This window comes from Streptomyces sp. NPDC002092 (assembly GCF_053593775.1).
Window position 1 is genome coordinate 200,696 of the sequence record NZ_JBSFDG010000005.1, and the last position, 26,146, is coordinate 226,841.

At 71.5% G+C, this 26,146-nt stretch carries 20 protein-coding genes and 3 pseudogenes; 12 read left to right on the top strand and 11 right to left on the bottom strand.

Translation table 11 applies throughout. The features are described from left to right. The first annotated feature begins 8 nt into the window (after positions 1 to 8). The gene (locus tag ACWCRD_RS13495; protein ID WP_450966007.1) at positions 9 to 2,258 is read left to right on the top strand and encodes a heavy metal translocating P-type ATPase; all 2,250 of its coding nucleotides are present in this window, start codon (positions 9 to 11) and stop codon (positions 2,256 to 2,258) included. Positions 2,259 to 2,947: 689 nt separating this feature from the next. Here the strand turns inward: ACWCRD_RS13495 and ACWCRD_RS13500 are convergent. Together ACWCRD_RS13500 and recD2 are read right to left on the bottom strand one after the other, a co-directional pair. After that, positions 2,948 to 4,237 carry a citrate synthase gene (locus tag ACWCRD_RS13500; protein WP_450966008.1) on the bottom strand — a complete coding sequence of 430 codons (1,290 nt, stop codon included), beginning with the start codon at positions 4,235 to 4,237 and terminating at the stop codon, positions 2,948 to 2,950. Between the two features lie 263 nt (positions 4,238 to 4,500). Beyond that, positions 4,501 to 6,759, bottom strand: a complete 2,259-nt coding sequence (gene recD2, locus ACWCRD_RS13505; RefSeq protein ID WP_450966009.1) for an SF1B family DNA helicase RecD2 — start codon at positions 6,757 to 6,759, stop codon at positions 4,501 to 4,503. An 80-nt stretch (positions 6,760 to 6,839) separates the two neighbouring features. Between recD2 and ACWCRD_RS13510 the strand changes: the two are divergent. The 4 genes and pseudogenes from ACWCRD_RS13510 to ACWCRD_RS13525 form a co-directional block, all read left to right on the top strand. Next, positions 6,840 to 7,067 (top strand): annotated as a pseudogene (locus tag ACWCRD_RS13510) (substrate-binding domain-containing protein); the annotation flags it as partial. 133 nt (positions 7,068 to 7,200) lie between these two features. Further along, positions 7,201 to 8,103 (top strand): ribokinase, encoded by a 903-nt coding sequence (locus tag ACWCRD_RS13515; protein ID WP_450966010.1) that lies wholly within the window; start codon positions 7,201 to 7,203, stop codon positions 8,101 to 8,103. Between the two features lie 436 nt (positions 8,104 to 8,539). After that, positions 8,540 to 9,928: a type VII secretion integral membrane protein EccD gene (gene eccD / locus ACWCRD_RS13520; RefSeq protein ID WP_450966011.1), complete on the top strand. Its 1,389-nt coding sequence runs from the start codon at positions 8,540 to 8,542 to the stop codon at positions 9,926 to 9,928. A 13-nt stretch (positions 9,929 to 9,941) separates the two neighbouring features. Then, positions 9,942 to 11,369 carry a hypothetical protein gene (locus ACWCRD_RS13525; protein ID WP_450966012.1) on the top strand — a complete coding sequence of 476 codons (1,428 nt, stop codon included), beginning with the start codon at positions 9,942 to 9,944 and terminating at the stop codon, positions 11,367 to 11,369. A 12-nt stretch (positions 11,370 to 11,381) separates the two neighbouring features. On the opposite strand, the gene ACWCRD_RS13530 is transcribed toward ACWCRD_RS13525, so the two are convergent. From ACWCRD_RS13530 to ACWCRD_RS13555, 6 genes are read right to left on the bottom strand one after another with little or no spacing between them, the layout of a single operon-like run. Beyond that, positions 11,382 to 12,197, bottom strand: coding sequence for an MOSC domain-containing protein (locus tag ACWCRD_RS13530; protein ID WP_450966013.1), 816 nt, complete (start codon positions 12,195 to 12,197; stop codon positions 11,382 to 11,384). Next, the gene (locus ACWCRD_RS13535; RefSeq protein ID WP_450966014.1) at positions 12,194 to 12,376 is read right to left on the bottom strand and encodes a hypothetical protein; all 183 of its coding nucleotides are present in this window, start codon (positions 12,374 to 12,376) and stop codon (positions 12,194 to 12,196) included. Before ACWCRD_RS13535 ends, ACWCRD_RS13530 begins: the two co-directional genes overlap by 4 nt. Beyond that, the gene (locus tag ACWCRD_RS13540) at positions 12,373 to 12,741 is read right to left on the bottom strand and encodes a hypothetical protein (protein WP_450966015.1); all 369 of its coding nucleotides are present in this window, start codon (positions 12,739 to 12,741) and stop codon (positions 12,373 to 12,375) included. Before ACWCRD_RS13540 ends, ACWCRD_RS13535 begins: the two co-directional genes overlap by 4 nt. A 55-nt stretch (positions 12,742 to 12,796) precedes the next feature. Beyond that, a complete protein-coding gene (locus tag ACWCRD_RS13545) occupies positions 12,797 to 13,594 on the bottom strand; it encodes a sugar phosphate isomerase/epimerase family protein (protein WP_450966231.1) in 798 nt (265 codons plus the stop codon). A gap of 35 nt (positions 13,595 to 13,629) precedes the next feature. Next, complete coding sequence (locus ACWCRD_RS13550; protein WP_450966016.1) at positions 13,630 to 14,784, bottom strand: dihydrodipicolinate synthase family protein; 1,155 nt, start codon at positions 14,782 to 14,784, stop codon at positions 13,630 to 13,632. After that, positions 14,781 to 15,938, bottom strand: coding sequence for a Gfo/Idh/MocA family protein (locus ACWCRD_RS13555; RefSeq protein ID WP_450966017.1), 1,158 nt, complete (start codon positions 15,936 to 15,938; stop codon positions 14,781 to 14,783). Before ACWCRD_RS13555 ends, ACWCRD_RS13550 begins: the two co-directional genes overlap by 4 nt. Before the next feature lie 271 nt (positions 15,939 to 16,209). On the opposite strand from ACWCRD_RS13555, the gene ACWCRD_RS13560 reads away from it, so the two are divergent. The 3 genes from ACWCRD_RS13560 to ACWCRD_RS13570 all read left to right on the top strand — a co-directional run bounded on the left by ACWCRD_RS13560 (position 16,210) and on the right by ACWCRD_RS13570 (position 19,565). After that, positions 16,210 to 17,256: a LacI family DNA-binding transcriptional regulator gene (locus tag ACWCRD_RS13560; protein WP_450966018.1), complete on the top strand. Its 1,047-nt coding sequence runs from the start codon at positions 16,210 to 16,212 to the stop codon at positions 17,254 to 17,256. Between the two features lie 564 nt (positions 17,257 to 17,820). Continuing rightward, positions 17,821 to 18,753: a bifunctional helix-turn-helix transcriptional regulator/GNAT family N-acetyltransferase gene (locus tag ACWCRD_RS13565; protein WP_450966019.1), complete on the top strand. Its 933-nt coding sequence runs from the start codon at positions 17,821 to 17,823 to the stop codon at positions 18,751 to 18,753. A gap of 11 nt (positions 18,754 to 18,764) precedes the next feature. Further along, positions 18,765 to 19,565: a sugar phosphate isomerase/epimerase family protein gene (locus ACWCRD_RS13570; RefSeq protein ID WP_450966020.1), complete on the top strand. Its 801-nt coding sequence runs from the start codon at positions 18,765 to 18,767 to the stop codon at positions 19,563 to 19,565. An 11-nt stretch (positions 19,566 to 19,576) separates the two neighbouring features. Here ACWCRD_RS13570 and ACWCRD_RS13575 read toward each other — a convergent pair whose 3' ends face one another. Continuing rightward, positions 19,577 to 20,161 (bottom strand): RBBP9/YdeN family alpha/beta hydrolase, encoded by a 585-nt coding sequence (locus ACWCRD_RS13575; protein WP_450966021.1) that lies wholly within the window; start codon positions 20,159 to 20,161, stop codon positions 19,577 to 19,579. 50 nt (positions 20,162 to 20,211) lie between these two features. On the opposite strand from ACWCRD_RS13575, the gene ACWCRD_RS13580 reads away from it, so the two are divergent. After that, positions 20,212 to 21,210, top strand: a complete 999-nt coding sequence (locus ACWCRD_RS13580; protein WP_450966022.1) for a LysR family transcriptional regulator — start codon at positions 20,212 to 20,214, stop codon at positions 21,208 to 21,210. Here the strand turns inward: ACWCRD_RS13580 and ACWCRD_RS13585 are convergent. Together ACWCRD_RS13585 and aroA are read right to left on the bottom strand one after the other, a co-directional pair. After that, entirely contained in the window at positions 21,137 to 21,763 is a 627-nt protein-coding gene (locus tag ACWCRD_RS13585) for a GNAT family N-acetyltransferase (protein ID WP_450966023.1), read from the bottom strand. The two genes, ACWCRD_RS13580 and ACWCRD_RS13585, sit on opposite strands and share 74 nt — an antisense overlap. An 11-nt stretch (positions 21,764 to 21,774) precedes the next feature. Beyond that, positions 21,775 to 23,013: a 3-phosphoshikimate 1-carboxyvinyltransferase gene (gene aroA, locus ACWCRD_RS13590; protein WP_450966024.1), complete on the bottom strand. Its 1,239-nt coding sequence runs from the start codon at positions 23,011 to 23,013 to the stop codon at positions 21,775 to 21,777. Positions 23,014 to 23,580: 567 nt separating this feature from the next. Here aroA and ACWCRD_RS13595 point away from each other — a divergent pair. The 3 genes and pseudogenes from ACWCRD_RS13595 to ACWCRD_RS13605 form a co-directional block, all read left to right on the top strand. After that, positions 23,581 to 24,190, top strand: a pseudogene (locus ACWCRD_RS13595) (glycoside hydrolase family 3 N-terminal domain-containing protein); the annotation flags it as partial. A 393-nt stretch (positions 24,191 to 24,583) separates the two neighbouring features. Next, positions 24,584 to 25,333 (top strand): annotated as a pseudogene (locus tag ACWCRD_RS13600) (glycoside hydrolase family 3 C-terminal domain-containing protein); the annotation flags it as partial. 164 nt (positions 25,334 to 25,497) lie between these two features. Further along, positions 25,498 to 26,133, top strand: coding sequence for a hypothetical protein (locus ACWCRD_RS13605; protein WP_450966025.1), 636 nt, complete (start codon positions 25,498 to 25,500; stop codon positions 26,131 to 26,133). The last annotated feature ends 13 nt before the right edge of the window (positions 26,134 to 26,146 follow it).

A 26,146-nucleotide genomic window follows, 5' to 3' on the forward strand; every position in this document is an offset into this window, starting at 1 on the left:
AGCCCGAGATGAGCAGCACCACCACTCAGACACCGGCACCGATACGCACGGCAGCGGACGCCTCCGAGGTCGAGCTGCTCATCGGCGGGATGACCTGCGCCTCCTGCGCGGCCCGCGTCGAGAAGAAGCTCAACCGCATGGACGGCGTCACCGCCACGGTGAACTTCGCCACGGAGAAGGCGAAGGTGACCTACCCCGCGGGCATCCAGGTCGCCGACCTGATCGCCACCGTGGTGAAGACGGGATACACGGCCGAGGAGCCGCCCCCGCCGCAGCCGGAGCCCGCCGAGGAGAAGGCCGCCGAGGACCCGGAACTGACCGCGCACCGGCAGCGCTTCACCGTCTCCGCCGTGCTCGCACTCCCCGTCGTACTGCTGTCGATGGTGCCGGCCCTGCAGTTCGACAACTGGCAGTGGCTGGCGCTCACGCTGGCCGCTCCTGTCGTCGTCTGGGGCGGCCTGCCGTTCCACCGCGCCGCCTGGACGAACGCCCGGCACGGCGCCGCCACCATGGACACGCTGGTCTCGGTCGGCACGCTGGCCGCGTTCGGCTGGTCGCTGTGGGCGCTGTTCCTCGGCGACGCGGGCATGCCGGGCATGCACGACGAGTTCCGGTTCACCGTCTCACGCATGGACGGTGCCTCCACGATCTATCTCGAGGTCGCAGCGGGCGTCGTCGCTCTCATCCTGCTGGGCCGCTATCTGGAGGCGCGCTCCAAGCGCCGTGCGGGCGCTGCGCTCAGGGCGCTGCTGGAGCTGGGCGCCAAGGACGTGTCCGTCCTGCGGGACGGCCGTGAAGTGCGCATCCCCGTGTCCCAACTGGCCGTGGGGGATCGTTTCGTCGTACGGCCCGGGGAGAAGATCGCGACCGACGGCACCGTCGTCGAGGGTGCGTCCGCCGTGGACGCCTCGATGCTGACCGGCGAGTCGGTGCCGGTGGACGTGGGCGTGGGCGACGCCGTCACCGGGGGCACGGTCAACGCCGGCGGCCGGCTGGTCGTCGAGGCCGCCCGGGTCGGCGCCGACACCCAGCTGGCGCGGATGGCGAAGCTGGTGGAGGACGCGCAGAACGGCAAGGCCGAGGTGCAGCGGCTCGCCGACCGGATCTCGGCGGTCTTCGTGCCGGTCGTCATACTGATCGCCGTCGGCGTGTTCGGGGTGTGGCTCGGCGTCACGGGCGACACCGCGGCCGCGTTCACCGCGGCCGTCGCGGTCCTGATCATCGCCTGCCCGTGCGCGCTGGGCCTGGCCACGCCGACCGCGCTGCTGGTCGGCACGGGGCGTGGCGCGCAGCTCGGCATCCTGATCAAGGGCCCGGAGGTCCTGGAGTCCACGCGCCGCGTCGACACCGTCGTGCTCGACAAGACCGGAACGGTCACCACCGGCCGGATGATCCTGCGCGAGGTCTGCGCCGTCGCCGGCACCGACGAGAAGGAGGTGCTGCGGCTCGCGGGCGCCGTCGAGCACGCCTCCGAGCATCCCGTCGCCCGGGCGATCGCCATGGGCGCCGAGGAGCGGGCCGGGCGGCTTCCCGGGGTTGAGGAGTTCGAGAACGTGCCCGGGCGGGGCGTGCGCGGCCGTGTGGAGGGCCGTGAGGTGGCCGTGGGGCGGCTCTTCGAAGGGCTCCCCGAGGAACTGGCCCGCGCCAAGGCCGAGGCCGAGAGCGAGGGACGTACCGCCGTCGTGGTCGGCTGGGACGGGGTGGCACGCGGTGTCGTCGCCGTCGCCGACGCGGTCAAGGAGACCAGCGCCCAGGCGGTGCGCGAGCTGCGCGCACTGGGGCTCACTCCCGTGCTGCTGACCGGGGACAACCGGGCGGTCGCCGAGGCGGTCGCGCGCGAGGTCGGGATCGAGCAGGTGATCGCGGAGGTCCTGCCCGAGGACAAGGTGGCGGCCGTACGGCGGCTGCAGGCCGAGGGGCGGACGGTCGCCATGGTCGGCGACGGGGTCAACGACGCGGCCGCGCTGGCCACCGCGGATCTGGGTCTGGCGATGGGGACCGGGACGGACGCGGCGATCGAGGCGGGCGATCTGACGCTGGTGCGCGGGGATCTGCGGGTGGCCGCGGACGCGATCCGGCTGTCCCGCAGGACACTGACCACGATCAAGGGCAACCTGGTGTGGGCCTTCGGGTACAACGTGGCCGCGCTGCCGCTGGCCGCCGCCGGCCTGCTGAATCCGATGATCGCCGGGGCCGCGATGGCCTTCTCGTCGGTGTTCGTGGTGACGAACAGCCTCCGGCTGCGGACGTTCCGTTGAACCGCGGCGAAGTTACCGGCGGTTAGTCGAAGTCGAGGTGAGAGCACCTCTGGAGTCCGGCGCCAGCCTCACATAAGCTCTTCACAAGGCTCGCGCATCATCCTTACGCTTGGGCACCGATCGCTGTATCGGGGCTCTTGCGTATCTAACGGACAAATGCAAGAGACGCAGATCACAGTGATGTGAACGTAACCATCGAAGGGGTTCGAAGGTCTAAGTTGACGATGTCAGGCAGCGTCTTGGGGGGCGTTTCCTGGCATCTGAGGATGTCTTGGGGGACTTCCTCAGAGTTGCGTTGCCGGGGCCACGTACACCGGGGTGCTTTGAGCGGCCCTCCCGGGCGTGCGTTGTCCCGGCAGACCGCACAACCATGAGTACGGCGAGTTTTGCTCATTCTGCTCAACGCTCGCCGCACTCGACAGCGATTCAGGCGCTGGCTTCACAGACGCCCGGCCGGATCCCGTGGGGGGAATCCGCACCGGGACATGGGAAGGCGCCCTGGACGTCGGCCCGTGGGGGGACCGGCGCCAGGGCGCCTTTCGCTTCGCGGATTCAGCCGGGGGGACTCGGGTCCTCGGGTCGACTCTCGACTGACGGCCGGTGGGGGCTTGTCGCGCCCCGCGGCGGAGCCGCACATGGATGCGGCCCCGCGCCCCTCAAAAGCAGGGCAGCCCCAGCACCGGCGTGTATCAGCGCTGTTCGACCGGGACGAAGTCCCGTTCCACCACGCCCGTGTAGATCTGGCGCGGGCGGCCGATGCGGGAGCCCGGCTCCTTGATCATTTCGTGCCACTGGGCGATCCAGCCCGGGAGGCGGCCGAGGGCGAACAGGACCGTGAACATCTCGGTCGGGAAGCCCATGGCGCGGTAGATCAGGCCGGTGTAGAAGTCCACGTTCGGGTAGAGGTTGCGCTGGACGAAGTAGTCGTCCGAGAGCGCGTGCTCCTCCAGCTTGAGCGCGATGTCCAGCAGCTCGTCGGACTTGCCGAGCGCCGAGAGGACGTCGTGCGCCGCTGCCTTGATGATCTTCGCGCGCGGGTCGAAGGACTTGTACACCCGGTGGCCGAAGCCCATCAGGCGGACGCCGTCCTCCTTGTTCTTCACCTTGCGGATGAAGGAGTCGACGTCGCCGCCGTTGGCCTGGATGCCCTCGAGCATCTCCAGGACGGACTGGTTGGCGCCGCCGTGCAGCGGGCCCCACAGGGCGTTGATGCCGGCCGAGATCGACGCGAACATGTTCGCCTGCGAGGAGCCGACCAGGCGGACCGTGGAGGTCGAACAGTTCTGCTCGTGGTCCGCGTGCAGGATCAGCAGCTTGTCCAGGGCGGCGACGACGACCGGGTCGAGGTCGTACTCCTGCGCCGGGACCGAGAAGGTCATACGCAGGAAGTTCTCGACGTAGCCGAGGTCGTTGCGCGGGTAGACGAACGGGTGGCCGATCGACTTCTTGTACGCGTACGCCGCGATCGTCGGGAGCTTGGCGAGCAGGCGGATCGTCGAGAGGTTGCGCTGCTTCTCGTCGAACGGGTTGTGGCTGTCCTGGTAGAACGTGGACAGCGCCGAGACGACCGAGGACAGCATGGCCATCGGGTGGGCGTCGCGCGGGAAGCCCTTGTAGAAGTTCTTGACGTCCTCGTGCAGCAGGGTGTGCTGCGTGATGTCGTTCTTGAACACGGAGAGCTCGTCGACGGTCGGAAGCTCGCCGTTGATCAGCAGGTAGGCGACCTCCAGGAAGGTGGAGCGCTCCGCCAGCTGCTCGATCGGGTAGCCGCGGTACCGGAGGATGCCCGCCTCGCCGTCGAGGTAGGTGATGGCGGATTTATAGGCGGCGGTGTTCCCGTAACCGCTGTCCAGCGTCACCAGACCGGTCTGGGCGCGGAGCTTCCCGATGTCGAAGCCCTTGTCGCCGACGGTGCTGTCGATCACCGGGTAGGTGTACTCGCCGTCGCCGTACCGCAGTACTACAGAGTTGTCGCTCACGTCTTCCCTCACCGACGTAGTGCCTCATCTTCGAGGTTGCCCTGACTGTCTCTACCATCCCCCAATTGGCTCAGGAGAGTGCACTCGGGGTCGACCATCGGGCCTATTGACGGCACTGAGTGCCGCCAACTTGCTCATCCTGCCCCCTTGATTCCCCATCCGGAAGTGCTCTGTGACCTTCACGACTCATTTGATCGATCATTTTTCGTGATGCCTGTCTCAAACCCGACTCGGCGGGGCCGGCACAGGGGTCCAGGGAGCTCTCACAGGGGTCTCGGGGAGAGCCGGAAGTCGAGTGCAGTGCAGCGTCGCCCGGCCGACACCGTGCGCACCGCCTGGCCGATCGCCTTGCGCGAACCCACCAGGACGACCAGCTTCTTGGCCCGGGTCACCGCGGTGTACAGCAGGTTCCGCTGCAGCATCATCCAGGCTCCGGTGGTGACCGGGATCACCACGGCGGGATATTCACTCCCCTGGGAGCGGTGAATGGTGACGGCGTACGCATGGGCCAGCTCGTCCAGTTCGTCGAACTCGTACGCGACCTCCTCGTCCTCGTCCGTCAAGACCGTCAGGCGCTGGTCGACCGGGTCGAGCGAGGTGACCACGCCGACGGTGCCGTTGAAGACACCGTTCTTGCCCTTCTCGTAATTGTTGCGAATCTGGGTGACCTTGTCGCCGACCCGGAAGACCCGGCCGCCGAACCGCTTCTCCGGCACATCCGGGCGGCCCGGGGTGATGGCCTGCTGGAGCAGACCGTTGAGCGTGTCGGCGCCGGCCGGGCCGCGGTGCATGGGCGCGAGGACCTGCACGTCCCGGCGCGGGTCGAGTCCGAACTTGGCCGGAATCCGACGGGCAGCCACATCCACCGTGAGCCGCCCCGCCTCCTCCGTGTCGTCCTCGACGAAGAGGAAGAAGTCCTTCATGCCGTCGGTGACCGGGTGGTGCCCGGAGTTGATCCGGTGCGCGTTCGTCACCACTCCCGACTGCTGGGCCTGGCGGAACACGTGCGTGAGGCGCACGGCGGGGATCGGGCTGCCGTCGGCGAGCAGGTCCCGCAGCACCTCGCCGGCGCCCACGCTGGGCAGTTGGTCGACGTCCCCGACGAACAGGAGGTGGGCGCCCGGCGGGACCGCCTTCACCAGCTTGTTGGCGAGCAGCAGGTCCAGCATGGAGGCCTCGTCGACGACCACCAGGTCCGCATCGAGCGGGCGGTCCTTGTCGTACGCCGCGTCACCGCCGGGCTTCAGCTCCAGCAGACGGTGGACGGTGGAGGCCTCGGCCCCGGTGAGCTCGGCCAGGCGTTTGGCGGCGCGGCCCGTGGGGGCGGCCAGGACCACCCTCGCCTTCTTGGCGCGGGCCAGCTCCACGATCGAGCGGACCGTGAAGGACTTGCCGCAGCCGGGGCCGCCGGTCAGCACGGCGACCTTCTGGGTCAGCGCCAGCTTGACGGCGGCCTCCTGCTCGGGCGCGAGCTCGGCGCCCGTACGGCCCTTGAGCCAGGCCAGTGCCTTGTCCCAGGCCACGTCGTGGAAGCCGGGCATCCGGTCCTCCTCGGTGCGCAGCAGGCGCAACAGCTGGGCGGAGAGGGAAAGTTCGGCGCGGTGGAAGGGGACGAGGTACACGGCCGTCACCGGGTCGCCGCCGTCCGGGCCGGGGACCTTCTCCCGTACGACCCCGGGGTCCTCGCCGTCCTCGGGCGGCTGGGCGAGTTCGGCGAGGCACTCGATGACCAGGCCCGTGTCGACCTGCAGCAGCTTCACCGCGTCGGCGATCAACCGCTCCTCGGGGAGGTAGCAGTTGCCCTGGTCGGTGGCCTGCGACAGCGCGTACTGCAGACCTGCCTTGACGCGCTCCGGGCTGTCGTGCGGGATGCCCACGGACTGGGCGATCTTGTCGGCGGTCAGGAAGCCGATGCCCCAGACGTCGGCCGCGAGGCGGTACGGCTGGTTCTTGACGACGGAGATCGAGGCGTCGCCGTACTTCTTGTAGATGCGCACGGCGACGGAGGTGGACACCTCGACGGTCTGGAGGAAGAGCATGACTTCCTTGATCGCCTTCTGCTCCTCCCAGGCGTCGGCGATCTTCTTGGTGCGCTTGGGGCCGAGCCCGGGAACCTCGATGAGCCGCTTGGGTTCCTCTTCGATGATCTGCAGGGTGTCCAGGCCGAAGTGCTGGGTGATGCGGTCGGCGAAGACGGGGCCGATGCCCTTGACCAGCCCCGAGCCGAGGTAGCGGCGGATGCCCTGGACGGTGGCCGGGAGCACCGTCGTGTAGTTCTCCACCGTGAACTGCTTGCCGTACTGAGGGTGGGAGCCCCAACGGCCTTCCATGCGCAGGGATTCGCCGACCTGGGCGCCGAGCAGCGCGCCGACGACCGTGAGCAGGTCGCCGGCTCCTCTGCCGGTGTCGACCCGGGCGACCGTGTAGCCGTTCTCCTCGTTGGCGTACGTGATCCGCTCCAGGACACCCTCGAGCACGGCGAGCCGCCGCTCGCCCGTCGGGTTCCCCACCTCTTCAGCCATGATCCGACGGTACCGGTGAGGTGTGACAGCCGACACGGACGCCAACACTGGGCCGGCTGGGGTCTCGACCTCTCAAGGCCTACCCGGGCAAGTCGGTCGCGGTCATCGGCTTCGACGGCACCCCGGACAGCCTCAGCGCCGTCGAGGCGGGCACGCTTTACGCGTCGGTGGCCCAGCAGCCGACGGAACTCGGCAGAATCGCGGTACGGAACGCAGTGAAGGTCGCCGCGGGCAAGAAGGTCACGAAGTCGGTGATGGTGCCGGTGAAGGTGGACACGAAGGAGAACGTGGCCGGCTTCAGCGGCTGAGGAGGCGACCGGCAAAGGGGAATGGGCGGGCAGTCGTTGCTGCCGGGTGCCAGGGGGTTGCTGGGATGGTTGCCCGGCAGCGACGACGGCCCGCCTCACGTCATCTCTCATCATCTCTCAGGGGAGTCATTTGATGTACGACTACGACCTGCTGGTCGTGGGATCCGCCAACGCCGACCTGGTGATCGGCGTCGAGCGGCGACCGGGCGCCGGCGAGACGGTGCTCGGCTCCGACCTGGCCGTCCACCCGGGCGGCAAGGGCGCGAACCAGGCCGTCGCCGCCGCCCGCCTCGGGGCCCGTACGGTCCTGCTGGCCCGGGTCGGCGACGACGCGTACGGCAGGCTGCTCCTCGACTCGCAGCGGGCGGCCGGCGTCGACACGTTGGGTGTGCTGGTCGGCGGAGCGCCGACGGGGGTCGCGCTCATCACCGTCGACCCTTCCGGGGACAACAGCATCGTGGTGTCGCCGGGCGCGAACGGCCGGCTGACCCCGCAGGACGTACGGACCGCCGCGAGCCTGTTCCTGGCCTCGCGGGTGGTCTCGACGCAGTTGGAGATCCCGCTGGAGTCGGTCGTGGAGGTGGTACGGAATCTGGCGTCGGACAACCGCTTCGTACTGAACCCGTCCCCGCCACGGCCGCTGCCGCCCGAGGTGCTGGCGGCCTGCGACCCGCTGATCGTCAACGAGCACGAGGCGAAGGTGGTCCTCGGCGACTCCTATGTCTCCGACCGCCCGGAGGACTGGGCGCGCCTGCTGCTCGCCAAGGGCCCGCGCTCGGTCGTGGTCACCCTGGGCGCGGAAGGCGCACTGGTGGCTTCGTCGGCCGGGGTGACTCGGGTGCCTTCGGTGAAGGTGGACGCGGTGGACACCACGGGCGCGGGCGACGCGTTCACGGCGGCGCTGGCGTATCGGCTGGGGTCGGGGGCGTCCCTTGCGGAGGCCGCGGTGTACGCGGCCCGGGTCGGCGCGGCCGCCGTCACCAGGGAGGGCGCGCAGGCGTCGTTCCCGACGGCGGAGGAGGTCGATGCCCTGTGAAGAAGATGCGGCGAAGACAGGAATCCTGAACCGTCATCTCTCCGGCGCGCACCCCGTTCCCAGAAGGGCCATGAGGCGCACGAATTCGAGGGGGCCCGGTCCGTCGACCGGGCCCCCTCGGCTTTTCCCCTCCACCATCAGAACCCCCGCGATCCCCCCAGATCCCCCTCCGAGAAGTCCTGATGCCAAGTACGACCCCCGGGGTGGGGGAAGGGTTGTACGGCGTCTTCAGAATTTTTCGGCGCCGGTCCCGGCCCGCTTAGTCCGCCCGCCACAGCACCGGTTTCACGCTCTTGCCCTCCCCCTCGAACGAGACCATCGCCGGGCGGTCGCCCTTGGGAAGGGAGTTCTCGTATGGGGAATCCGTGCAGTCTTCGGGCGGGGCTCGGTAGGTCCGCCGGCTCCGTCTCCGCCCGGTGATAGGTTCGAATATGTGATGTCTGCGGGGGCCTTGAGTCGTGCAGCGGCCGATGGGTCCGCAGTTGTTCTGAGTCGCGTCACCCTGGTCGGGGAGCGGCGTCGGGTCGAGCTCGTGTTGCCGGCTCGGGAGCCGGTCGGGGTGTTGCTGCCCGAGATTCTGCGGGTGCTGGACGACCGGGCCGGTGAGCGGCCCGGGTTGCGGCATCTCGTGACCGCGGACGGGTCCGCGCTCGCTCCTGACAGCAGCCTTGAGTCCGCCGGGGTGCGGGACGGTGCCGTGCTGCGGCTCGTGCGGGCCGGTGACGCTCCCTCCGCGCCCCTCGTGGCCGCAGTGAACGACGAGGTCGCCGAAGGTCCCGGTCCGCGGACGTGGCGGTGGGGACCCGAGTCGCGGCGCGTCGTCGCCGGGCTCGCGACCGTGGGGTGGGCCGGTGCGGGCGCGGTGCTCGCGCGGAGTTCCTACGACGCCTCTGTCGTCGCCGGTGTGTTGCTCCTCGTGGCCGCTGTCGCCGCTGTGGTCGGGGCCCTCGTCGGGCGTGGGGAGCGACGGGGCGGGGTCGCCGGCACGCTGATCTGCTCGGCCGGGGTGCTCGGTGCGCTCGGGGCCGCCGCGCTCGCCGATGACCACCACTGGTCCGGTGCGCTGTACGCGGGTGCGCTCGCCGCGGTGGGTGCCGTGACGCTCGTACTGCTGGGCCTCTCCACTCAGTTGGGGCGCAGCGGACTGGTCGGAGCGGGTGCCGTCGCGGTCACCGTCCTCGGCTGGGAGGGCGTCGTCGCCCTGCAGTCGGGGGCGGAGACGGCCGCGCGGCAGGCACGCGTGGGGGCCGTGCTCGCCGTCGTCTCCGTCGTCGCCCTCGGTGTGCTGCCGCGGCTCGCGCTCACGGCCTCCGGGCTGTCCGGGCTCGACGACCGGCGGGCCGGCGGGGTCTCCGTGAGCCGGTACCAGGCGTCCGCGGCGCTCGCGGCCGCCCATCGTGGGCTGGTGCTCGCCACCGTCACCGTTGCCGTGTCGGCGACCGTGGCGGCGGAGTGGGCGCTGCGTGCGCCCGGCCTGTGGACCGTGCTGCTCGCTGTTGTCACAGCGGCGGTGGTGGCCCTGCGGGCGCGGGCGTTTCCGCTGGTCGCCGAGGTCGTGGCGTTGCTGGCGGGTGCCGCCGTGGTGGCCGTACGGCTGTTGGCGGTGTGGGTGGAGCGGTCCGGTGCGGCGGGGCCTGCGCTGGTGGTGCTCGCGGCGCTGGCCGTGCTGACGCTCGCCACGCTCGTCGTACGGCCCGCCGAGCAGGTCCGGGTGCGGCTGCGGCGAGCGGGTGACCTGTTGGAGTCCGCCGGCGTCATCGCCCTGCTTCCACTGCTCATCGGGGCCTTCGGCGTGTACGAGCGGCTGCTCGGCACCATCGCTTAGGGGACGGGACGGCATGGTTCACGGGGAGCAGGAGCGGGAGCCGGCGGGTGACGACGACTGGCGGCGCGATGCGCTGTTCCAGCTCGGGCCGGCGGAGCAGCAGCGGGCTTCGGCGCCCTCGGGCGAAGCCGTCGCAGCAGCGGATCCGGCTCTTGCCGGACCCGGCGGCGAGCCCACCCTGCGTCTGGTGCACTCGACGCGGGACGAGTACCCGGCCCCTGGCGGCGGCCAGACCGGTCCGTCGGCCGGACCGATGCCTGCGGCCACCGCGCCCGCCCCGCAGCGCATTGAGCAGCCGACCGCCTCCACGCAGTCCATGGACGCCCCGCCCCGGCGCCCCGCCCTACCCGCTCGCCCCGCGGCCGGCCCCACCCCACCTGAGCCGACCACCACCCTCCCGGCACCCCCCACCGCACCCGAGCCCGGGGCACCCGCGCCCGTCACCTCCCACACACCCGCATCCGGGCCCCGCCCCCACGCCCCCGTCCCCGCTCCCCCTTCAGCCCCCGCCACGCCCGCCTCCACCCCCGAAAGTCTGCCCACCCTCGACCCCCGCCTCGCCCTCGCCCTCGGTCGCCCCCAGCATGGGGATTCGCTTGCCCAGCGGACCGGCCGTACCCTGCGCCGGCTGACCACCTCCGTTTCGCAGGACGTGGGCGAACAGACGCGGATCGCACGGGAGTTGCAGCAGCCGGTGGCCACCGGGCGGGTCATCGCCGTGACCTCGATCCGCGGGGGCGTCGGCAAGTCGACCGTTGCCGCGCTGCTCGGCCGTACCTTCAACCACTACCGGCACGACCCGGTGCTCACGCTGGAGGCGGACGCCGCGCTGGGCACGCTGCCGGTGCGGATGGGTGCGGAGTCGGTGCGGTGGTCGTGCGCCGATCTCGCCCGGATCCTGACACCGGCCATGCAACTGACCCATGTGACCGGGTACTTGGTGCCGGTGGCCGACGGCGGCTGGCTGCTGCCCGGTAGCCAGGGCAAGGTCGGCGCCCCCTTGGACGTACGGACGTACCGCACGGTGACGCTCGCCCTGCGGCGCTACTTCTCCGTGACGGTCGTCGACTGCGAGACGCTGCCCGGCGACGTCGCCCGGACGGCGATGGACACCGCCCACGCCCGGGTGGTCGTCGCGCCGATGACCGCGGAGGGTGTCGGCGGGACCCGGCAGGTCCTCGACTGGCTCGGGCAGTTGCCGCATTCCGCGCTCTCGACGACCGTGGTGGCCCTGACCGCGAGTTCCCCCGACATGATCCTCGACGTGAAGGCGGCCACCGCTCACCTGAAGGAGACGGGCGTTCCCGTCGTCGTCCTGCCGTACGACCGGCATCTGGCCGGCGGCGGCCCCATCCGCACGGAGCTGCTCGGCCGGGGCGCCCAGGACTCGGCCATGCGGCTGGCGGCCGAGGTGCTGCACCGGGCGGTGCGTGCGCACTGACCACCGGCGGCATCAGAACCGTATGACATCACCTTCCCGCACCCACCCGCCCCGCACCACCTGCGCATACACCCCGGCACACGGCTCGGGCGCGCGGCCGGGCAGGGCGGGTACGCGGTTGTGGTGGGCCAGGACGCGCAGGGCGTCCGGGGCGCGCGGGAGGTCGCCGTGGGCGAGGGTGGGGATCGCGCAGCGGGGGGTCGAGGCGATGACGCGCAGGATCGGGCCGTCGGCGATGTGCAGTTGCCCTCCGGCCCAGGTGTGCTCCACGAAGCCTTCTGCCTCGTCCGTGTCGACGACCAGGTTGGGGCGGTAGCGCTGTACCTCCGCCGTGCCCCGGGGGCTCAGTTCGGCGATTCTCCTCAGTGTTGACGTCGTGATGACGTGCACCGGCGCGAAGTCGAAGAAGGTGCCCGGCGGGGAGGCCGAGCCGAACTGGACGGTGTCCGCTTCCACTTCGGCCTCCTGGCCCACCGCCAGGACCTGCTCCGGCCGGGAGCGGTCGAGGGTGCCGGCGGGCGGGGGTGTGTCGGTCAGCGTGACCTTGCGGCCGACAAGGGCCGAGAGGGCGGCGGCCGTGCGCACTTCGGTGCCGTCCGGTCCGGTGATGCGCGGCCCGGGCTCCGTGAGGGTGGCGGCGCACCGGAGCAACTCCCGCCACAGACGCGGGTTTTTCGCGCTGGCGACCTTGCCCGTCTCCTCGTCCAGCAGCGCGAACCGGCGGTCGCCGCTCAGGCCGCGGTCGCTGATCTCTACGGCCGAGAGCGGCTCACCGAGCATCGACTTCACCGGGTAGCGGTACAGCGCGGCGACCGTGGCCTGCCTCAACTCGGCCCCGCCCCGGTGCTCGGCGGACCCGCCGCCTCCACCGCCTGCTCCACCGCCCGGCGCATCGCCCCGGTCGTCGCCCAGCCGTCGAAGGCCGCGAGGTGTGCGACCAGGCGGGCCGTCCAGTCGGCGTCGCCGAGCCGGTGCGCCTCGCCGTCCTGGACCAGCCGCGCCATCACGGATTGCAGGAACAGGATGTCCCTCGTCCGGTACCAGCGGGGATGGCGGTCAAGAACAGCTCCTGGTCCTCGTACGGGTGGCGCACCGTCATGTGCAGATAGCCGCCGCCACGCCCCTTGAAGGGACCGGGCAGGCCACCCAGAATGCCCATCTGGGCGTAGACGTCGCGCGGGAAGCGGCCGCCCAGGGTGATGCGGCCGCCCAGCATGATCCTGGGCCAGGGAACCACCTCCACCCGCGAGTCCCGCGCAACGGCGTGCAGTCCGTCCGTCCGGAACTCCACCCGGGCACGGCCCGGCCGCCGGGCGTCCCCCAATGCCCAGCGGCCGTCGACCCGTTCCAGTGGTCCGAGGCTCTCGCTCACGAGATCCAATTCTGCACGAACCCCTGTGCGGTTCCAGCGAATTGTTCCCGTGCGGTCAGGCGGCGTGCTCCACGAACCGTGCGGCCGTCTCCGCCAGCACCTCCCGGCCGTCCCGCGCCCACAGCGCGTCGTTGAAGAGCTCGACCTCGATGGGGCCGGTGTACCCGGCCGCCTCCACGTACCCCTTCCACTCCCGCATGTCGATCGAGCCGTCGCCGATCTGCCCGCGCCCGGTCAGCACGCCCTCCGGCAAGGGTGTGGTCCAGTCGGCGAGCTGGAAGGTGTGGATACGACCGCCCGCACCCGCGCGGGCGATCTGCGCGGGCGCGTTGTCGTCCCACCAGATGTGGTACGTGTCGACGGTGACGCCCACCTGCTGGGCCGGGAAGCGTTCCGCGAGGTCGAGGGCCTGGGCGAGGGTGGAGACCACGCAGCGGTCGGCGGCGTACATCGGGTGGAGCGGCTCGATGGCCAGCCGTACGCCGTGCCGCTCCGCGTACGGGCCCAGCTCGCCGAGCGCGTCCGCGATGCGCTCCCGGGCGCCGTGCAGGTCCTTGGACCCCGCCGGAAGGCCGCCGGAGACCAGCACCAGCGTGTCCGTTCCCAGGGTCGCCGCCTCGTCGATCGCGCGCCGGTTGTCGTCCAGGGCGGCCGCGCGCTCGGCCGGGTCGATCGCCGTGAAGAAGCCGCCTCGGCAGAGGGTGGTGACGGTCAGTCCCGCGTCGCGGACCAGTTTCGCCGTCGCCTCGACGCCGTGGGACTGGACCGGTTCACGCCACAGGCCCACGCCCGGTACGCCCAGGTCCAGGCAGGCGTCGACCAGTTCGGGCATCGACAGCTGCTTCACCGTCATCTGGTTGATGGAGAAGCGGGAGAGGTCGCCGGTGGTCACTGGGTCACTCCGTAGAGGGCGAGGAGGGTCTTCATCCGGTCCTCCGCCAGCTTCGGGTCCGGGAACAGGCCCAGGCCGTCGGCGAGTTCGTAGGCGCGGGCGAAGTGCGGCAGGGAGCGGGCCGACTGGAGGCCGCCGACCATGGTGAAGTGCGACTGGTGGCCGGCCAGCCAGGCGAGGAACACCACGCCCGTCTTGTAGAAGCGGGTCGGGGTCTGGAAGAGGTGGCGGGAGAGTTCGACGGTCGGGTCGAGCAGGGCGCGGAAACCGGCCACATCGCCCGTGTCCAGCACCCGCACCGCCTCCGCGGCCAGCGGCCCCAGCGGGTCGAAGATGCCGAGCAGGGCGTGGCTGAAGCCCTTCTCGTCGCCCGCGATCAGCTCGGGGTAGTTGAAGTCGTCGCCCGTGTAGCAGCGGACGCCCTGCGGGAGCCGGCGGCGGATGTCGATCTCACGCCGGGCGTCCAGCAGGGAGACCTTGATGCCCTCCACCTTGTCCGGGTGCGCGGCGATGACGTCCAGGAAGGTGTCGGTGGCCGTGTCCAGGTCGGACGAGCCCCAGTAGCCGTCCAGCGCCGGGTCGAACATCGGGCCGAGCCAGTGCAGGATCACCGGCTCGGACGCCTGGCGCAGGAGGTGCCCGTAGACCTCGAGGTAGTCCTCGGGGCCGTTCGCGGCCGCGGCGAGCGCGCGGGACGCCATCAGGATGGCCTGCGCCCCGGAGGACTCCACGAGGGCGAGCTGCTCCTCGTAGGCCGCCCGGACCTCCACGAGAGACCCGGCGGTGATCTGGTCCGTGCCGACACCGCAGGCGATCCGGCCGCCGACCGCCTTGGCCTCGGCGGCGCTGCGGCGGATCAGCTCGGCGGCGCCCGCCCAGTCCAGGCCCATGCCGCGCTGGGCGGTGTCCATGGCCTCGGCGACGCCGAGCCCGTGGGACCACAGGTGGCGGCGGAAGGCGAGGGTGGCGTCCCAGTCGACGGCGGCGGGCGAGTCGGGCGACACGTCCGCGTACGGGTCGGCGACGACGTGGGCGGCCGAGAAGACCGTACGGGAGGTGAAGGGCGGCGCGCCGGGAGTGACGGCCAGGGGTTCGGGGCGGGGCTCGTAGGCCCTCGATCCGCCCTTGAAGTCCGGGAGTCGGATGGTCACAGCGCGATCTCCGGTACGTCGATGCGGACGCCCTGGGCCGAGGACTTCAGGCCCAGCTCGGCGAGCTGGACGCCGCGGGCGCCGGCGAGGAGGTCCCAGTGGTAGTCGGCACCGGCGTAGACGTGCTTGAGGAACAGCTCCCACTGGGCCTTGAAGCCGTTGTCGAAGTCGTCGTTGTCGGGGATCTCCTGCCACTGGTCGCGGAAGGAGTAGGTGGCCGGGATGTCGGGGTTCCAGACCGGCTTGGGGGTCATGCTGCGGTGCTGGACACGGCAGTTGCGCAGGCCCGCGACCGCCGAGCCCTCGGTGCCGTCGACCTGGAACTCCACCAGCTCGTCGCGGTTGACGCGCACGGCCCAGGAGGAGTTGATCTGGGCGATCGCGCCGCCTTCGAGCTCGAAGATGCCGTATGCGGCGTCGTCGGCGGTGGCGTCGTAGGGCTTGTCGTTCTCGTCCCAGCGCTGCGGGATGTGGGTGGCGGTGAGGGCCTGGACGGACTTCACCCGGCCGAACAGCTCGTGCAGGACGTACTCCCAGTGCGGGAACATGTCGACGACGATGCCGCCGCCGTCCTCGGCACGGTAGTTCCAGGACGGGCGCTGAGCGCTCTGCCAGTCGCCCTCGAAGACCCAGTAGCCGAACTCTCCGCGGATGGAGAGGATCCGGCCGAAGAAGCCGCCGTCGATGAGGCGCTTGAGCTTGAGCAGGCCCGGGAGGAAGAGCTTGTCCTGGACCACGCCGTGCTTGATACCGGCGTCGTTCGCGAGGCGGGCCAGCTCCAGGGCGCTCTCCAGGCCGGTCGCGGTCGGCTTCTCCGTGTAGATGTGCTTGCCCGCCGCGATCGCCTTCTTGATCGCCTCCTCGCGGGCCGAGGTCACCTGGGCGTCGAAGTAGATGTCGACGGTCGGGTCCGCGAGGACCGCGTCGACGTCGGTGGAGATGTTCTGCGGGTCCAGGCCGTGCCGCTCGGCGAGCGCCCTGAGCGCGTGCTCGCGGCGGCCCACCAGGACCGGCTCCGGCCACAGCACGGTGCCGTCACCGAGGTCGAGGCCCCCCTGTTCGCGGATGGCCAGGATGGAGCGGACCAGGTGCTGGCGGTAGCCCATGCGCCCGGTCACGCCGTTCATGGCGATACGCACCGTCTTGCGTGTCACGTCATTCCCTTCGTACGCGGAGTCTGCGCCGCATACGCCCCGTCCCCCACTGGCAAGCGTCACAGCAAGCGCTTTCTATTCAGTAAGAAGCTAGCCTCTCCCCAGCGGTCTGGACAAGACCGTGACGGAGTCGAGTTGTTCGAGGGGGCGAACAACGGGGAGCTTGACCCGTAAGGTCGGCTCGAAAACATTCGGAACCGGGGCCCCCATCGGCCCTGTCTACGAGCACGTACGTAACACGTGTGACGAAGCGCGACCGGAGGACGACGAGATGACGGTGACCCTGGCGGACGTGGCGGCCCGCGCGCAGGTCTCCCCCGCGACGGTGTCGCGCGTGCTGAACGGGAACTATCCCGTGGCCGCCTCCACCCGTGAGCGGGTGCTGAAGGCGGTCGACGAGCTGGACTACGTGCTGAACGGGCCGGCCAGCGCGCTGGCGGCGGCGACTTCCGATCTGGTCGGAATCCTCGTCAACGACATCGCCGACCCCTTCTTCGGGATCATGGCGAGCGCGATCCAGTCGGAGATCGGGGGGCCGGGCGGCCGGGCCGGCGGGGAACGCCTCGCGGTCGTCTGCAACACGGGGGGTTCGCCGGAGCGTGAGCTGACGTATCTGACCCTCCTGCAGCGGCAGCGGGCGGCGGCGGTCGTGCTGACCGGCGGCGCCATGGAGAACGAGCCGCACGCGGCGGCGGTCGCGGCGAAGCTGCGGAAGCTGACGGACGCGGGGACGCGGGTGGTGCTGTGCGGGCGGCCGCCGGCTCCGGACACCGGGGCGATCGCGCTGGCCTTCGACAACCGCGGGGGCGGACAGCGGCTGACCGAGCACCTGATCGGGCTGGGGCATCGGCGGCTCGGCTATATCGCGGGGCCGGAGGAGCGGACGACGACCCGGCACCGTCTTGAGGGCCACCGGGCGGCGCTGGCCGCGGCGGGGATCGAGGAGGATCCGCGGGCGACGGTGTGGGGGCGGTACGACCGGACGTCCGGGTACGAGGCGACGCTGGAGCTGCTCCGCCGGGACCCCTCCCTCACCGCGGTGGTCGCGGCGAACGACTCCGTGGCGCTCGGGGCGTGCGCGGCGCTGCGGGAGTCCGGGCTGCGGATCCCGGAGGACGTGTCCGTCGCCGGGTTCGACGATCTGCCGTTCAGCGTCGATGCGGTGCCCGCGCTGACGACGGTACGGCTGCCCCTGGCGGAGGCGGGGGCGCGGGCCGGGCGGATCGCCATGGGGCGGGAGGAGCCGCCGCCGGGCGGGATGGCGACGGTTCGGGGGGAGCTGATGGTGCGGGGGTCCTCCGGGGTGCCGCGGGGCTGAGGGCGCCGGTGCGCGGACCGGCATCCGGCGTGGGTGGTGCCGTCGGCTGGGGGCTTGCAGCCCCCAGACCCCCGCTTTCGGCCCTGAAGGGGCCTTGTCCTCAAACGCCGGACGGGCTGGGTGTTGCCGGACGGCGTTGAGAGGTGCCGACCTCCTGGGAGGTCGCCGTGGACATGTCGACGTGCGAGTGTCCGGGGAACCGCCTTACGACATCGCGGAGTTGTGGCCCCGGCTGGTGGGATCGACCGGACACCGTGTACTGGAGAGCCGGACCCGACTGGCGGCCGCCGCAGAGCGCGGGACGGACGTTCCGACGCCGGGGCAGGCCGCGGTGCGGCTGGTCGAAGACCTCCCGGGGCGTGGGGGCTTTCGGACGAACTGCAGCTCATCCACATGCCGGTGATCCTCGGCGGCGACCGGTGTGCAGGTGAGCGTGTACCGGCCGGTGGCCGACGAAGGGTAGTCACGGGGGTGCGGGTGTCCTAGTCTCGGAGCCGACGGTATCTCTGACTGAGTCAACTATCTGGTCACGTATCCGGGACAACCATCCGGGGGTCGGCACTCATGACCGTCCAGGACATCCGCGCCTTCAACCGCTTCTACACGAACGTCATCGGCGCCCTCGACTACAGCCGTCAGCTGTACGCCCCGTACACCCTGACCGAGTCCCGCGTCCTGTACGAACTGGCGCACTCCCCGCGGACGGACGCGGCCGACCTGCGGGCCGAACTCTCGTTGGACGCTGGGTACTTGAGCCGGATCCTGAACACATTCGAGGAGGACGGGCTGATCGAGCGCACGCCGTCGGCGGGCGACTCCCGGCGCCGCCGTGTCTCGCTCACGCCCCGCGGCCGTGAGACCGCCGCCCTGCTCGCCGAGCGTGCGAACGAATCCGTGGGAGCGCTGCTGTCCACCGTGCCCTCCGCCGACCGGCCGCGCCTGGCGGAGGCGATGCGTGCCGTCCGCGAGATCCTCTCCGAGGGCCGCCCGCCGCGCCGCGAGGACGTCGTACTGCGCGAGCCCGGCCCCGGCGACCTGGGCTGGATCGTGCAGCGCAACGCCGCGCTGTACGCGTCCGAGTTCGGCTGGAACGCCGACTACGAGGGGCTCGTCGCCCGGATCGTCGCCGACTTCGCCGAGGACCACGACCCGCATCTGGAGCGGGTGTGGATCGCCGAGCTGGACGGCCGCCCGGTGGGGTGCGTGATGTGCGTACGGGACGAGGCGCCCGGCACGGCCCGGCTGCGGCTGCTGCTGGTCGAGCCGGACGCCCGCGGGCTCGGCATCGGCGACCGGCTGGTGCGGGCCGTCGTCGACTTCGCGCGCGATGTCGGCTACCGCGAGCTCGTCCTGTGGACCAACGACGTCCTGGCCTCCGCCCGCCGCATCTACCAGCGCCACGGCTTCGTGCTCGTCGCCGAGAAACCGCACCGTTCTTTCGGAAAGGACCTGAACGGCCAGGACTGGCGCCTGGACCTGCACGGCACACCCGAGTGACAGTAGGGACCATGAGACTGGCGTTCTCCACCCTCGGTGTCCCCGGCCTGCCCATCCCGGACGTGATCCGGCTGGCGGCCACCCACGGCTACCACGGCGTAGAGCTGCGCGCGCATCCCGAGGAGCCGGTCCATCCCGGCATCGACCTCGCCGGGCGGGCGGATGTGGCCGCCGAGTTCAAGGCGGGCGGGATCGAGGTGCTGGGCCTCGCCGGGTACGCGCGTGTGGCCGCGCCCGGCGACGACGGCCCGGTGATCGACGAGATCCGTGGCCTCCTCGAACTCGCCCGCGACCTCGGCGCCCCGTACATCCGGGTCTTCCCCGGCGCCGACCACGAACAGACCGCCCAGCGCGCCGACGCGGTGGCCGCCCGACGGCTCGGCACGGCCGCGGAGCACGCCGCCGACCTCGGCGTACGCATCCTCCTGGAGACCCACGACTCGCACCGCAGGGCCGCCGACGCGATCCGCATCCTCGGCCGGGTCGGGCACCGCCATGTCGGCGCCCTCTGGGACGTCATGCACACCTGGCTGGGCGGCGAGCAGCCCTCGGAGTCGTATGCGGCCCTCTCCCCGTACCTCGGCTATGTCCAGGTCAAGGACATCGCCTCCGCCGAGGACACGACCCCGCTCGCACTGGGCGCCGGCGTGCTGCCGCTCATGGAGTGCGTGGAGGTCCTCTCCCGGCACGGCTGGGACGGCTGGCTGTGCTGGGAGTACGAGAAGCGGTGGTACGAGGAGGCCGCACCGCTGCCGGAGCTGCTGGCGGCGGGGCGGGAGCATCTGGGGCGACTGCTCAACGAGTGTGCCTGAGCCGTACGTCCCTACGCCGGGCGGGCCGTGATCGTCGCCGCCCCGTCCAGGCACCACTCCAGTACGGCGGGCCAGGAGCCGTAACCGGCGTCGAGGTCCAGGTGGGCGGCGCCGGGGAGGAGGTCGGTGGGGATGCGCAGGGGGTCGCCGAAGACGTCCCGGGCGCCCTCCGGGCAGTACGGATCGTCGTCGCCCGCGACCAGGCGGGTGGGGGCGGGAAGGGTGAAGTCGAGGGCAGGCGGGGCGAATTCGGCCACCTCGGGGAACCGGGCGAGGACGGAGGCGGACGGCGGGGCGACCAGCAGTACGCGGTCGACGGCGCCGTCCTTCACCAGGCCGCGGGAGACGGCGTGCAGCCAGAGCAGGGCGGAGGCGCTGTGCGCGAGGACGACGCGTTCGGAGCCCCGGAGGTCGTCGAGGTGCCGGGTCAGCTCCGACAGCCACACCTCCAGGCTCGGGTCGTCGGGGTCGGGCAGCTGAGGGTAGGTGACCTGGTGGCCGAGGTCGGTGAGGCGGTCGGCGAGCCAGTGCTGCCAGTGGGCCTCGGGGCGGTGGTTCTGCCAGCCGTGGAGGATGAGGAAGTGCTTCGCGGTCATGGGGCGATGGTTTCCGATCACCGTTCCCTCGGTCCAGTTAATCTTTCAGGGTGGAACGGGTAAGCGAGAGCTTCACGGTTGATCTGCGCCGTCTGACCGTCCTGCGCGAGCTGCAGCGCCGGGGCAGCCTGGCGCGGACGGCCGAGGCCCTGCATCTGACGCCTTCGGCGGTCTCCCAGCAGCTCGCGGCGCTGGCCCGGGAGACGGGCGTACCGCTGACGGAGAAGGACGGCCGGGGCGTACGGCTGACCGGGCAGGCCAGGGTGCTGCTGGCGCATGCCGATCTGATCGCGGCCCAACTGGAGCGGGCGCGGGCCGACTTGGCGGCGTACGGGGAGGGCGGGCGCGGGTCGGTGACGATCGGGTGCTTCTCCAGCGGGATCCTGGGGCTGCTGCCGGGGGTGCTGCGGGCGCTGGCCGAGCGTCTGCCACACCTCAGGGTGGATGTCGTGGAGGCGGAACCGCCGGACCTGTTCACCGCGCTCGACGCGGGGCAGGTGGATGTGGCGGTGGCGGTGGACTTCGCGAAGGCTCCGCCGCACACGGATGACCGCTACAGCAGGGTGGACCTGTTCACGGACGTCCTGGACCTCGTCGTGGCGGCGGACCACCGGCTCGCCGGCCAAGGCCCGGTGGCGTTGCGGGAGTTGGCGCGGGAGGCGTGGATCGTGGGGGCGGCAGCCAGTTGCTGCGGGGCGGTGGCGCGCTCGGTGTGCGCGGCGGCCGGTTTCACACCGGACGTACGCCACGCGGTGAACGACTGGGCCGCACTCGCCGCGCTGGTCGAGGCGGGACAGGGGGTGGCGCTGATCCCGCGGCTGCTACGGGAGTCGTACACGCATCGCCGCGTGACGGTGGTACCGACGCAGGGGCAGCCGCCGTCCCGGAACGTGTTCGCGGCGGTCCGGGCCGGCGCGGAGGAGGACCCGGTCCTCAAGGCGGTGCTCGATCGACTCCGCACCACGGGAACGACCGCTACACCCGCGCCGCGAACCCCGCCACCCGCGCCTCCAACCGATCCCGGCACTCCGGCCACTCCTCCGCCGTGATCGAGAAGATCGCGGAGTCACGCAGGCGGTCTTCCTCGCCGGGGGCCCAGGAGCGGGACCAGTTGCGCAGGATGCCCTCGAAGCGGGCGCCCACGCTCTGGATGGCCGCGCGGGAGCGGGCGTTGCGAGCGTCGGTCTTCAGGTCGACCCGGGAGACCTGCCACTCCTCGAAGGCGTGCCGGAAGAGGAGGAGTTTGGCCTCGGCGTTGATGCCGGTGCCCTGGGCCGGCCTGGCGAGCCAGGTGAAGCCGATCTCGATGGCGTCTAGCCGGTCCTCGGAGCGCCAGCAGCGCGGGTCCCAGAACGAGGTGGCGCCGACCGCCCGCCCCGTGGCGCGCGAGATCTGCGCGTACGGCGCCAGCCGGCCGGCGGCGCGGGCGAGTTGTGCGTCGATATAGCCCTCGACCTCGTGGGCCCGCGGCACCCACGTGAACTCGTACGTCCCGCGGTCCTCCTCCGCCGCCGTCGCCAGATCCGCCGCGTGCCGGTGCTCCAGCGGCTCCAGGCGCACCAGTGCGCCCTCCAGAACCGGCCCCTTCAGCTCGAACCCCATTCGTCCCCGCCTCACAACCGCGCGCGCAGCGCCCCGAACTCCTCGTGGAAACCGGGAAAAGTCTTCCGCACACAGCCCGGGTCGTCGAACGAAATACCCGGCACCCGCAGCCCGGTGACCGCGAAGGACATCACGATGCGGTGGTCGCCGTGCGACTTGATCTCCGTGCCGCTCCCGGACGGCACACCCGGCCGGATCTCGATCCGGTCGGGGCCGGTCGACACGTCCGCCCCCAGCCGCCGCAGGTTCTCCGCGCAGGCCTCCAGCCGGTCGCACTCCTTCACCCGCGTGTTCGCCACGTCCTCGATCCGCACCGGCCCGTCCGCGAACGGTGCGATCGCCGCCAGTGTCGGCATGGTGTCCGAGATGTCCCGCATGTTGACCGTCAGGCCGCGCAGCACCCCTGTGCCCCTGACCGTCGTGCCGTCCGGGCGGACCGACACCTCGGCGCCCATCCTCCGCAGTACGTCGACGAAGCCGAGGTCGCCCTGCAGCGCCCCCGTGCCCAGCCCCGGCACCGTCACCTCGGCGCCCGGCGTCACCGCGGCCGCGGCGAAGAAGTAGCTGGCGGTCGACGCGTCGGGCTCGATCGCGTAGGTGGTCGCCCGGTAGCCGCCCGGCGGGACGACGAACACGTCGCCCTCCCGCGCCACCTCCACCCCGAACGCCCGCATCATCGCGATCGTGATCTCCACGTAGGGCACGGACACCAGGTCGGTGACCCGGATCCGCAGGCCCTTCCGGGTCAGCGGCCCGAGCAGCAGCAACGCCGTCAGGTACTGCGAGGACTGCCCCGCGTCCAGGACCACCTCCCCGCCCTCGACCCCTGCCGCCCGTACCGTCAGCGGGTGGTGCCCCTCCGCCCCCTCGTGCCGCAGGTCGACGCCCAGGTCGCGCAGGGCCCGGGTCAGGGGCAGCAGGGGCCGGCGGCGCATCTGGGCGGACGCGTCGAAGCGGTACGTCCCATGTCCCGCCGCCGCCAGGGTCGGCAGGAACCGGGCGGTCGTGGCGCCGTCCCGGCAGTACACGTCCGCCTCGCTCACCGCAGGGCCCTGCGGACGGCCGTCCACCTGCCAGGCGTCCCGGGTCCGCCCGACGCGATACCCGAGCCGCACCAGCCCCTCGGCGAAGCCCTCGGTGTCGTCCGAGCGCAGGGGGCGCACGAGGGTGGTGACTCCGTCGGCCGCCGCCGCCAGGAAGAGCGCGCGGGCGGTGATGGACTTGGAACCGGGGATGGTGACTACGGGCATGCCCTCATGATCGGCGAGTACGGGCTCGATCGCCGCCTCGTCCACGGGATGGACGACTTCCCGTCGCCCCCGCGTCACCGACGCCGACCCCACCCCGCCCCCGGCAGCACCGCCGCACACCACCGCAGCGGGCCCACCCCCGCGCGCCGAAGTCGCATGTCGTCCGGGGATCGCAGAGAGCGTACGCACTCTGCAGGAGCGGTGGCCGGGCAGCATGTCCCACCGGTCCCGTTGAGCCCTCGGGCACCAACTTCCGGGAATCGCGGGAAAGGCGGGAACCCGCCCCGCATAAGGTTCGTCCAACCCGCAAGCTGCCGGATGAGTCTCCGCCGTGCGGTGTCGGCCCTCGCTGCTGGCTGCGATCGCTGACTCCACCCTCTCCGCCGTACAGCGGCCGGCAGCACGCCGCCATCGGCGCGCCCCCCTCCAACAGCGCCGATGGCGGCCCCTCTGCGAAGGCCCCTGACGTACGCGCTCCCTTGACCGGCAGAAACTTCCCGGATATTCACTCCCTCACGGAAGTTTCCTTCAGTCGATCTCCAGCGGATCACCCCGGAAGGAGCGCACGTGCCCTCCAGACGTACCGTCCTCGCCGCAACAGCAGGCGTCACCGCGGCTCTGGCCGTCGGCACCACGGCAAGCGCCGGCACCCCCGGCGACAAGAAACTCCGCTCCCTCATCTCCCGTATGACCCTGGAGGAGAAGGTCGGCCAGCTCTCCGTGATGCGGGTCTACGGCCACTCGGCCACCGACCCCGACCAGGCCGACATCGACGCCAACCTCAAGGAGATCGGCGTCCGCACGGCCGCCGAGCTGATCGCCAGGTACCGCGTCGGCGGCATCATCTACTTCACCTGGGCGCACAACACCAAGGACCCGCACCAGATCGCGGACCTGTCGAACGGCATCCAGCGCGCCTCCCTCAGCCGGCCCCGCGGCCTGCCCATGCTCATCACCACCGACCAGGAACACGGCATCGTCTGCCGGGTCGGCAGGCCCGCCACCCTCTTCCCGGGCGCCATGGCCATGGGCGCCGGCGGCTCCCGCGAGGACGCCCGCGCCCTCGGCCGGATCTCCGGCGCCGAACTGCGCGCGATGGGCATCAACCAGGACTGCCCCCGACGCCGACGCCGACGTGAACGTCGGCCCGGCCAGCCCGGTCATCGCCGTACATTCGAAGTACGACGACAACCGGGCTGGCCGGTGCTGGCACTGACGCGTCGACCAGCTCCTCAACCGTTCCTCGCGTTGTTGGCCAGCACAGCCGAACTCCGCATCCGAAACGCTCCGGACTGCCCCGCGAACGGTCTTCGGGGTCAGAGGGCGCGCTGATCCGCCTCGGCGATCCGCGTCTTACACCCCCAGCGGGCTGCGCGAAGTCCTCAGCAGGGCTCGTCCACCCTCCTGCGGTCCTTGGCCGCAAGCGCCCCGACGGGTAGCTCTCTCGACGCGATCCACTGGTCGCGCAAAGTCACACCTCGCCGATAACAGGCACTCCGCTGTAACCGACCTCACCATAATATCACCCGCAGAGAGCACATCGTTACCCACCGTGAGCAATCACAGCCATCCCCGCCTGGACGTCGCCTGGAACGCCGTCCTGAAAGCCGTACAGGACGGTGAACTCACCGAGTCCCGGCTGGACGAGTCGCTCCTGCGCATCCTCAAGCTCAAGGCCAGGCTGCGGCTCTTCGACGAGCCCTACGTCAGCCGGCAGGGCGTCGACCGCACCGTGGGCACCGGCGCCCACCTGGCCGCCGCCGACCGTATCGCCGAGCGCACGACGACCCTGCTGGTCAACAAGGCGGGCCTGCTGCCGCTGTCCCGGCGCACGCACCGGAAGGTCCTGGTCGTCGGCGCCGACCCGGCCTCCCCGTCCGGTACGACGGGACCGCCCACCGGCGTCCTCGCGAGCGCCCTCACGGAACTGGGCTTCACCGCGACCGCCCTGTCCACGGGCACGGCCCCCGCCACGGCCACCATCGCCGCGGCGGTCGCGGCGGCGCAGAACGCGGACGCGGTGGTCGTGGGCACCTACAACGTCACCGCGGGCAGCTCGCAGCGCACGCTGGTCGAACAGCTGGCGGCGACCGGGCGGCCGGTGGTCGCGATCGCGATCCGTAACCCCTACGACGTGGCCCAACTCCCCTCCGCTTCCGCCCACTTGGCTTCGTACTCGTGGACCGACGTGGAGCTGAGGGCCGCCGCGCGCGTCATCGCGGGCAAGGCGGCGCCGCGCGGGAAACTGCCGGTGCCGGTGCAGCAGGCGGACGATCCGACCAAAGAGCTGTATCCCATCGGGTACGGACTGACGTACTAGAACCCGTGGGCCCGGCGCCCGGCACAGGGGGCGTAGGGCGCATACGTCACGCACCCGGCGCGCAACCCCAAACTGGCCCAAAGCCTCCCGCGCGTCTGGCGTGCGCCCGCTGCGGCGGGTCACGCTGGATGCGGGTCATCTGGGGAGGTGCCCGGGGGGTCGCGATGCGTGAGAGAAGTTCTGCGGGGGTGGTCTGCGCACTGCTGGTACTGGTCGCCGCCCTGCTGACCGGCTGCCAGATCCTGAAGTCCGGGGCGGGCAAGGACGGCAGGGCCGACGCGACACCGAAGGCGGCCACGGTCCGGCCCTCCGGCTACGGGGCGGTGTTCCTCGCCGTCGACGAGTGCAGTTCGTTCGGCTCGACGAGCTTCACCGAGGTGCCGTGCACCAGCGAGCGGGCCGCTGCCCGGGTCGTGGCCCGCTACGACGGCAAGGTGAGCGACGGTCCGCTGTGCCCGGCGACCACGGACTTCGTCCTGCACATCAGCCGGCAGAGCCCGTCCGCCGACGAGGACGGCGACGGCTCGGTTCCGCAGGGCTATGCCTGTATGCGCAACCTGGAGCCACCGCACCCCGGCGACCCGGGCGGCGGGGGCGGCCCCCGCACGATCGTCGGCGACTGCGTGTACGGCTCAGGGAACGGGCAGGTCCGTGAGACGGCGTGCGACGGCAGCGGCGGCAGGAAACCGCAGTACAAGGTGGTCGAGGCGGTCGCCACGCGCGCCCGGTGCCCCGCGGCGACGGCGCTGTATGTGCATCTGGAGGGCGCACAGCCGGTGGGCTGCGCCCGGCGGGTGTGAACAACCGCCGGGC

What these genes read in the sequence shown, in the direction of transcription:
- ACWCRD_RS13495 (WP_450966007.1), top strand. Translation starts at nt 9, where the DNA reads ATGAGCAGCACCACCACTCAGACACCGGCACCGATACGCACGGCAGCG.
- recD2 (WP_450966009.1), bottom strand. Translation starts at nt 6,759, where the DNA reads ATGGCTGAAGAGGTGGGGAACCCGACGGGCGAGCGGCGGCTCGCCGTG.
- ACWCRD_RS13515 (WP_450966010.1), top strand. Translation starts at nt 7,201, where the DNA reads ATGTACGACTACGACCTGCTGGTCGTGGGATCCGCCAACGCCGACCTG.
- eccD (WP_450966011.1), top strand. Translation starts at nt 8,540, where the DNA reads ATGTCTGCGGGGGCCTTGAGTCGTGCAGCGGCCGATGGGTCCGCAGTT.
- ACWCRD_RS13525 (WP_450966012.1), top strand. Translation starts at nt 9,942, where the DNA reads ATGGTTCACGGGGAGCAGGAGCGGGAGCCGGCGGGTGACGACGACTGG.
- ACWCRD_RS13545 (WP_450966231.1), bottom strand. Translation starts at nt 13,594, where the DNA reads ATGACGGTGAAGCAGCTGTCGATGCCCGAACTGGTCGACGCCTGCCTG.
- ACWCRD_RS13560 (WP_450966018.1), top strand. Translation starts at nt 16,210, where the DNA reads ATGACGGTGACCCTGGCGGACGTGGCGGCCCGCGCGCAGGTCTCCCCC.
- ACWCRD_RS13565 (WP_450966019.1), top strand. Translation starts at nt 17,821, where the DNA reads ATGACCGTCCAGGACATCCGCGCCTTCAACCGCTTCTACACGAACGTC.
- ACWCRD_RS13570 (WP_450966020.1), top strand. Translation starts at nt 18,765, where the DNA reads ATGAGACTGGCGTTCTCCACCCTCGGTGTCCCCGGCCTGCCCATCCCG.
- ACWCRD_RS13575 (WP_450966021.1), bottom strand. Translation starts at nt 20,161, where the DNA reads ATGACCGCGAAGCACTTCCTCATCCTCCACGGCTGGCAGAACCACCGC.
- ACWCRD_RS13585 (WP_450966023.1), bottom strand. Translation starts at nt 21,763, where the DNA reads ATGGGGTTCGAGCTGAAGGGGCCGGTTCTGGAGGGCGCACTGGTGCGC.
- aroA (WP_450966024.1), bottom strand. Translation starts at nt 23,013, where the DNA reads ATGCCCGTAGTCACCATCCCCGGTTCCAAGTCCATCACCGCCCGCGCG.
- ACWCRD_RS13605 (WP_450966025.1), top strand. Translation starts at nt 25,498, where the DNA reads ATGCGTGAGAGAAGTTCTGCGGGGGTGGTCTGCGCACTGCTGGTACTG.